Consider the following 1,503-nt stretch of genomic DNA (forward strand, 5'->3'; position numbering starts at 1 on the left):
TACTACTGAGTCAGTTGGTCGCGGCGGCTTAGGTGTGAGAATCAAGTATCTGTAGGGATTCAGAATTTGGCACGCGGAGGGCCGGATGAGTCTCAACGATCGTGAGGAAGTCGAGGCGCGGTTTGCAACTTATGTCGAGGGTCTTTCGAGCGTAATCGGTCACGTGAGGCGTACGGGTCAGTTGCGGGATTATTGCACCGGGTTGGTGCTGCCTGGCGAGCGCAAGAGCGTCGAGCCGATGGCGGCGCGAACGGCTCCGGAACGGACGGCGGCGCAGCATCAAGCGCTGCTTCACTTTGTCGGCGTCGCAGACTGGTCGGACGAGGAGGTACTGGCGAAGGTGCGCCAGATGGTGCTGCCGGCGATCGAGAAGGATGGTCCGATCGAGGCATGGATCATCGACGACACCTCGTTCCCCAAGCAGGGCAAGCATTCGGTTGGTGTGCATCATCAATATTGCGGCCAGCTTGGCAAGCAGGCCAATTGCCAAGTGACGGTCTCGCTGTCGATCGCCAATCACTCTGCCAGCCTTCCGGTCGCCTATCAGCTGTATCTGCCACAGGAGTGGATCAAGGACCGCGCCCGACGGAAGAAAGCCGGCGTGCCGAAGGGGACCAAGTTCAAGACCAAGCCGGAGATCGCACTCGAGCAGATACGATGGGCCTGCGCGGGCGGCCTGCCGCATGGCGTCACCCTGATGGATGCGGCTTACGGCCGAGACGCGCGACTGCGCGCAGGCATGACGGAGTTGGGCGTGACCTACGTGGCCGGCATCGTGCCGAGCATCTTGATGTGGGCTCCCGGCACCGGCCCGCGGCGCATGGACAAGCCGATGAACAATACCGGCCGGCGCGACGAGCCGGAGTTGGTCTCGGCCAAGACACTTGCACTCAATCTGCCGAAACAGGCCTGGCGCACGGTGACGTGGCGTGAAGGTTCAGCCGAGCGGCTATCCTCGCGCTTTGCCCGTGTGCGTGTTCGTGTCGGATACAACAAGCTGATCCCCGAGGACGCATCGCCTGAGTGGCTGTTGATCGAATGGTCCGAAGGCGAAGCAGAGCCGACCCGATACTGGCTCTCCACGTTATCGGAGAGCATCAGCTTCCAGCAACTGGTCGATTTTGCCAAGCTGCGCTGGCGCATCGAGCGCGACTATCAGGAACTCAAGCAGGAGGTCGGGCTCGGTCACTACGAGGGGCGCGGCTGGCGCGGCTTCCATCACCACGCAACTCTTTGCATTGCGGCTTACGGCTTCCTGATCGCCGAGCGGGCGACGATTCCCCCCTCAGGACCTCGTTCCGCTGCGCCGTTCCAGGCACCTCGCTTACCCGACCATTATCGACCCAGAGGATCTGCCCGCGCGGCCTGAACGACACATTCCGAACTCGATCGCAACCGTGCGCATACGATTGATCAGAGCGCTCGTTAAAACTCTAAGGCGATGCCCTTGTTGCGGGGCATCGCCGCGTCTCGGCAGGCAACGAAAATTATGACGCAGTAGTA

At 61.5% G+C, this 1,503-nt stretch carries 1 protein-coding gene; it reads left to right on the top strand.

Going from position 1 to position 1,503, the window contains the following annotated elements; all coding sequences use genetic code 11:
* Positions 1 to 85: 85 nt before the first annotated feature.
* Positions 86 to 1,369, top strand: coding sequence for an IS701 family transposase (locus Q2941_RS51605; RefSeq protein WP_458197538.1), 1,284 nt, complete (start codon positions 86 to 88; stop codon positions 1,367 to 1,369).
* Positions 1,370 to 1,503: the final 134 nt, after the last annotated feature.

It is taken from the genome of Bradyrhizobium sp. UFLA05-153 (genome assembly GCF_054185185.1).